General features: G+C 72.3%; 6 protein-coding genes. 2 read left to right on the top strand and 4 right to left on the bottom strand.

All coding sequences use genetic code 11. The features are described 5' to 3' along the window. Positions 1-44: 44 nt before the first annotated feature. Positions 45-485 (top strand): exodeoxyribonuclease VII large subunit, encoded by a 441-nt coding sequence (locus D8M29_RS09135; protein WP_370450159.1) that lies wholly within the window; start codon positions 45-47, stop codon positions 483-485. Further along, positions 482-769 carry an exodeoxyribonuclease VII small subunit gene (locus tag D8M29_RS09130; protein ID WP_127435408.1) on the top strand — a complete coding sequence of 96 codons (288 nt, stop codon included), beginning with the start codon at positions 482-484 and terminating at the stop codon, positions 767-769. The genes D8M29_RS09135 and D8M29_RS09130 overlap by 4 nt, the downstream gene beginning before the upstream one ends. A 119-nt stretch (positions 770-888) precedes the next feature. Here D8M29_RS09130 and D8M29_RS09125 read toward each other — a convergent pair whose 3' ends face one another. The 4 genes from D8M29_RS09125 to D8M29_RS09110 all read right to left on the bottom strand — a co-directional run. Next, positions 889-1,473, bottom strand: coding sequence for a type 1 glutamine amidotransferase domain-containing protein (locus D8M29_RS09125; protein ID WP_127435409.1), 585 nt, complete (start codon positions 1,471-1,473; stop codon positions 889-891). 127 nt (positions 1,474-1,600) lie between these two features. Continuing rightward, on the bottom strand, positions 1,601-2,518 hold the full coding sequence (locus D8M29_RS09120; RefSeq protein ID WP_127435410.1) for a PPK2 family polyphosphate kinase: 918 nt from the start codon (positions 2,516-2,518) through the stop codon (positions 1,601-1,603). Continuing rightward, entirely contained in the window at positions 2,511-3,749 is a 1,239-nt protein-coding gene (locus tag D8M29_RS09115) for a pyridoxal phosphate-dependent aminotransferase (RefSeq protein ID WP_127435411.1), read from the bottom strand. Before D8M29_RS09115 ends, D8M29_RS09120 begins: the two co-directional genes overlap by 8 nt. 82 nt (positions 3,750-3,831) lie before the next feature. After that, positions 3,832-4,474: glycine betaine ABC transporter substrate-binding protein (locus D8M29_RS09110; protein ID WP_305034223.1), on the bottom strand; the 643-nt coding region annotated here is incomplete at its 5' end.

Raw genomic sequence — 4,474 nt, 5'->3', positions numbered from 1 at the left:
CGATCAACTCCCATTGTGCGTCGGAGAGCATCTGGAACCGGGACATGTCCCCAGGGTCTCAGCTGACTCGTGCATCTATTCTCAGACACGCCCTAGGTCAGGGTGAACGCCGAGGCTGGGAGGGGCTCGCGGCCCTGCGCTCCCGGCCCGTACTGGCCCGTCCGCACGTGATGGTGGACACCCGGCAGGAGGAGACGGACCGGTGGCGCGAGCGCGGCCGGTCCGCCCTGGGCCACCGGCTCGTCCGCGAGGAGGACGCACTCACGCAGCTGCGCGCCCGCGTCCGCGCCCTGTCCCCGCAGCGCACCCTGGACCGCGGCTACGCCGTGGTCCAGCACGCCGGACAGGTCGTGCGCGACGCGGACCAGGTCGCCCCGGACGACCGGCTCGACATCCTCGTGGCGGTCGGACGGATCACCGCGGACGTCGTCGCGACGCATCGGCCCACCCCGACCCCATCCCACGAGAGGACACGACAGGCATGAGTGAACAGGGCATGGAGCAGACGCAGGACCCGGGCCGCCCCAGCGGCGTGGAGGGCTTCACCTCCGCGGACGTCTCGGACGTGGCCCGGATGAGCTACGAGCAGGCGCGCGCCGAGCTGATGGAGACCGTGGGGAGGCTGGAGGCCGGTGGCGCCGGCCTCGAGGAGTCCCTGGCCCTGTGGGAACGCGGGGAGGCGCTGGCCGACCGCTGCCAGGCCTGGCTCGACGGCGCCCGCGCCCGCCTCGACCAGGTGCGCGGCGAGGCCGCCCCCGACGCCGGCTGACCACGCCCCCGCCCCGCTTTCGTTCGGGAAACGGCGGCCTCCGCCCCGCTTTCGTTCGGGAAACGGCGGGGGCGGGGGCCATCGGCCCCCGCCCCCACGCGACTCGCGCCCGACGTCGGTCAGGCGGTCTGGTCCTCGTGCTTGCCCTCGCTCATCTCCTCCACGACCTTGGCGTTGAAGGCGTCGAGGTCGTCCGGGGAGCGCGAGGTGGTCAGCCCGTTGTCCACGACGACCTCATCGTCCACCCACTGGGCGCCCGCGTTCTTCAGGTCAGTCTTCAGGGACGGGTAGCTGGTCAGGCGGCGGCCCTCCACGACGCCGGCCTCGATCAGGGTCCACGGGGCGTGGCAGATGGCCGCCACCGGCTTGTGCTGCTCGAAGAAGGCACGCACGAACGCCTGGGCGTCCTTGTCGATGCGCATGGCGTCCGCGTTCAGGGTGCCGCCCGGCATCACGAGGCCGTCGAAGTCCTCGGCCTTGGCGTCCTTCACCGTCGTGTTCACGTCGAAGGACTCGCCGTGATCCCAGTCGGACTGCATCGCGGTGATGGTGCCGGACTCCGGCGAGACGAGCACGGGGGTCGCGCCGGCGGCGATCACGGCCTCCCACGGGGAGGTCAGCTCGACCTGCTCGACGCCGTTGGTCGCGAGGAACGCGACGGTCTTGCCGGTCAGCGGGGCATTCTGGTTGGCGTTCTCAGTCATGGGTCCACCTTTCGGATCGGATCCGGAGCGCCTCTGCGGCGCCCGGTGTCCGTACATCGACTCACCGCGGCCCCGTGCTCGGCAAGGTCCGGCCACCACTGCCCGCCCATCGCGACGACGGCGGCGCTCAGCCCGCCAGCAGGCGACGGCGGGCGGCCGCGACGTCGAAGTCGGCCTTCGGCCAGTCCAGCCCCATCCCCTGCAGGGTCTCGATGATCAGCTGCTGCACCGCCAGCCGCGCGAACCACTTGCGGTCCGCCGGCACGATGAACCACGGCGCGTCCTCGGTGTCCGTCCGCTCGATCGCGATCCGGTACGCGTCCATGTACTGGTCCCAGTACGCGCGGTCATCGAGATCGCTCTCGCTGAACTTCCAGTGCTTCGTGGGGTCGTCCAGGCGGGCCAGCAGGCGCTTGGCCTGCTCCTCCGGCGAGATCCGCAGCATCACCTTGACGATCCGTGTCCCCGCGGCGCGCACGGCCGCCTCGAACTCGCGGATGGCCCCGTAGCGCTCCTCCACCTCGGCCAGAGGGGAGAGCCCGCGCACGCGGTGCACGAGCACATCCTCGTAGTGCGACCGGTCGAACACGGAGACCAGGCCGGGCCGCGGGAGGTGCGGTCGGATGCGCCACAGGAAGTCGTGGGCGCGCTCCTCCGGGGTCGGCGCCTTGAACGCGTGCACGTGGACGCCCAGCGGATCCATCGCCCCGATCACGTGGCGTATGATCCCGCCCTTGCCGGCGGTGTCCATGCCCTGCAGGACCACCAGCAGGGACGGCACCTCCCCCACGGGCGCGTCGCGCACCGACTGGGCGAACAGCAGCTCCTGCAGGTCGGCGAGCGCCCGGCCGCGCGCGGCCAGGTCCTTCTTGCCCTTCGCCTTGTCCCCGCCGTAGCCGGGCGTCGCGGCGGCGTCGACGTCGGCCGGGCCCCGGACCTCGTCCCCGCGGCGGGCGGCGAACAGCTCCCGGGCGGGGGCGCCGAAGACGCCGTCGTCGGTGGGGCGGGCGGGTCCGCCCGCCTCGGCGGCCGGGGTGTCAGCCATGGCGCTCCCTCCAGTCCTCGAGGAAGTCCTCGAGGCGGTCCAGGGCCACGTCCAGGTCCTTCACGCTGGGCAGCGTGACGAGCCGGAAGTGGTCGGTGTACGGGTAGTTGAATGCCCCGCCGTGCGAGACGAGGATCTTCTTCGCCCGCAGCAGCTCGATGACGAACGCCTCGTCGTCGTCGATCGCGTAGACCTCCGGGTCCAGCCGCGGGAACAGGTAGAGGGCGCCGTGGGCCGGCTGCACGGACACGCCGGGGATGGCGTTCAGGCGGTCCTGGGCGAGGTTGCGCTGCTCGAGCAGCCGACCGCCGGGCAGGACGAGGTCGTCGATGGACTGGTAGCCGCCCAGTGCCACCTGGATGGCGTGCTGCGCGGGCACGTTGGCGCACATCCGCATGTTGGCCAGCAGGGTCAGGCCCTCGAGGAAGTCGGCGGCCCGGTGCTTCGGCCCGGACACGGCCACCCAGCCGGAGCGGTAGCCCGCCACCCGGTATGCCTTGGACAGGCCGGAGAACGTCAGGGTGAGCACGTCGTCGGACAGGCCGGCGGCGTTGATGTGGCGGGCGCCGTCGTAGGTGATCTTCTCGTAGATCTCGTCCGCCATGAGGACGAGGTTGTGGCGGCGGGCGACGTCCACGATGCCCTGCAGCACGGCGCGGGAGTAGACCGCGCCAGTGGGGTTGTTCGGGTTGATCAGGACGATGCCCTTGGTGCGCTCCGTGACGAGGGACTCGATGTGCTCGAGGTCGGGCTCCCAGCCCTCCTCCTCGACGCAGCGGTAGTGCACCGCTCGGCCCCCGGCCAGGGTGGTGGCGCCGGTCCACAGCGGGTAGTCGGGCGAGGGGACGAGGATCTCGTCGCCGTCGTCGACCAGGGCCTGCAAGACCATGGTGATCATCTCGGACACGCCGTTGCCGATGAACACGTCGTCCACGCCGATGTCCCGGATGCCCCGGGACTCGTAGTACTGCGAGACGGCGATGCGCGCCGAGTAGATGCCCTTGGAGTCCGAGTAGCCCTGCGCGTGCGGCAGGTGCTGGTGCATCGCCGCCAGGACGGCGTCCGGCGCCTCGAAGCCGAACGGGGCCGGGTTGCCGATGTTCAGCTTCATGATCCGGTGGCCCGCGGCCTCCATCCGCTGCGCCTCCTCCAGGATGGGGCCGCGCACGTCGTAGCGGACGTTCAGCAGCTTGGCGGACTGGCGGATCTGGCGGGGATGCGGGGTCGGCATGCCCCCATCATGGCACCCCCGGGCGGTGTGCATCACAGTCGCGCTCGTGCGACGCGGGCCGGCACCCCTCCCCCGTGCGAGCTCAGAACCAGGAGCCGCGGGGCACGAACCAGTCCTCGGGCGCGTCCTCCAGGCCATGGTCCACCAGCCAGTACTGCGCGGCCTCGGCGGCCGGAAGCGGGTCGTCGCCCGTGGTGAGCCGTTCGAGCTCCCGCAGGCCGTCGCCGTCGAGGGCGGACATCACCTCGGCGATGCGCCGTTCGGCGTCGTCGTCCAGCGTCGCGGCGGAGCCGACGGCGGTCAGCCGCCCCTCGGGGAGCACGCGGCCGTCGTCCTCGAGCGGGACGAGCGAGTTCGCGTCGATCTCCGGATCCGTGCGGGTCAGCAGCGCGACCTGGGCCTCATCCGCGACGACGGCGGCGCTCGGGTCCTCGGTGTCGGCCAGCCAGGTCTCGGGTCGACAGCCGGCGAGCCGGTCCAGGCGGGCGCGCAGGGCCGTGGCCGCGTCCGGATCCGCCGCGGCGGTCAGGGGCGGGGGCGCGACGGCGGTGAGCGACTCGCACCGGCCGTTGAGGTCCGTGATCGACTCGAGCTCGAGCCGGGCCGCGGTGGTCTGGGTGACGACCGCGGCCAGGCGCAGCACGCCCGCCGACGAGGACAGCACCGCCGGGGCCTCGTCCTGCGGTGTCCCCGCCGCGGACGTCTGCCCGGCGAGCAGCGTCTCC

This window comes from Micrococcus sp. HSID17227, from assembly GCF_003989405.1.
Taxonomy (GTDB): domain Bacteria; phylum Actinomycetota; class Actinomycetes; order Actinomycetales; family Micrococcaceae; genus Micrococcus; species Micrococcus luteus.
This window is presented reverse-complemented; position numbering and strand designations above follow the sequence as displayed.

Bases quoted from the DNA above. Each gene is read 5' to 3' on its own strand.
- D8M29_RS09125 (WP_127435409.1), bottom strand. From the start codon at position 1,473: ATGACTGAGAACGCCAACCAGAATGCCCCGCTGACCGGCAAGACCGTC.
- D8M29_RS09120 (WP_127435410.1), bottom strand. From the start codon at position 2,518: ATGGCTGACACCCCGGCCGCCGAGGCGGGCGGACCCGCCCGCCCCACC.
- D8M29_RS09130 (WP_127435408.1), top strand. From the start codon at position 482: ATGAGTGAACAGGGCATGGAGCAGACGCAGGACCCGGGCCGCCCCAGC.
- D8M29_RS09115 (WP_127435411.1), bottom strand. From the start codon at position 3,749: ATGCCGACCCCGCATCCCCGCCAGATCCGCCAGTCCGCCAAGCTGCTG.
- D8M29_RS09135 (WP_370450159.1), top strand. From the start codon at position 45: ATGTCCCCAGGGTCTCAGCTGACTCGTGCATCTATTCTCAGACACGCC.